Genomic DNA, 1,102 nt, shown 5'->3' with positions numbered 1-1,102 from the left:
AGGCTCTATAATATTTGTAGTGGGTAAATCCCCTATGGATATTATGGAGCCTATTTTTGTGTAGAAAAAAAGTCCCATAAGATCTATAATGAAAAGCGACCAAACCATCATTAGAAAGAATCATATGGAACAATTACATTTTATCACAAAACTACTCGATATTAAAGACCCTAATATCCAAATTCTAGATGTTATCAATAGGGATACACACAAGGAAATCATCGCTAAACTGGACTATGACGCCCCATCTTGCCTTGAGTGCGGAGGTCAAATGAAGAAATATGATTTTCAAAAACCGTCGAAAATTCCTTACCTCGAGACGACTGGTATGCCTACCAGAATTCTTCTTAAAAAGCGTCGTTTTAAGTGCTATCATTGCTCGAAAATGACGGTCGCTGAGACTTCTATCGTCAAGAAAAATCACCAAATTCCTCGTATTATCAACCAAAAGATTGCTCAAAAGTTGATTGAAAAGACTTCTATGACTGATATTGCCCATCAGCTATCCATTTCAACTTCAACTGTCATTCGTAAGCTCAATGACTTTCACTTTAAGCATGATTTTTCTCGTCTTCCAGAGATTATGTCTTGGGACGAGTACGCCTTTACCAAGGGAAAGATGAGCTTTATTGCACAAGATTTTGATCAGTTCAATATCATTACTGTTCTTGAGGGAAGAACACAAGCTATCATCCGCAATCACTTTCTTCGCTACGATAGAGCTGTTCGCTATCAGGTGAAAATCATTACTATGGATATGTTTAGTCCTTACTATGCCTTAGCTAAACAGCTTTTTCCATGTGCTAAAATCGTTCTAGATCGTTTTCACATTGTTCAACATCTTAGCCGAGCTATGAGTCGGGTTCGTGTCCAAATCATGAATCAATTTGATCGAAAATCTCATGAATACAAGGCCATCAAGCGCTACTGGAAGCTCATCCAGCAAGATAGTCGTAAACTCAGAGATAAGCGATTTTATCGTCCTACTTTTCGTATGCACTTGACGAATAAAGAGATTCTAGACAAGCTTTTAAGCTATTCCGAAGACTTGAAACACCACTATGATCTCTATCAACTATTGCTTTTTCACTTTCAGAATAAA

The 1,102-nt window shown here is 37.4% G+C and carries 1 protein-coding gene; it reads left to right on the top strand.

Annotated elements, in window-relative coordinates:
* Window positions 1–124: 124 nt before the first annotated feature.
* Window positions 125–1,102: ISL3 family transposase (locus E7C97_RS09540; RefSeq protein ID WP_316109081.1), on the top strand; the 978-nt coding region annotated here is incomplete at its 3' end.

The sequence above is a fragment of the Streptococcus sp. genome (genome assembly GCF_032481935.1).
GTDB lineage: Bacteria > Bacillota > Bacilli > Lactobacillales > Streptococcaceae > Streptococcus.
The sequence above is the reverse complement of the archived record's forward strand: the minus strand, read 5'-3'. Positions and strand labels throughout refer to the sequence as shown.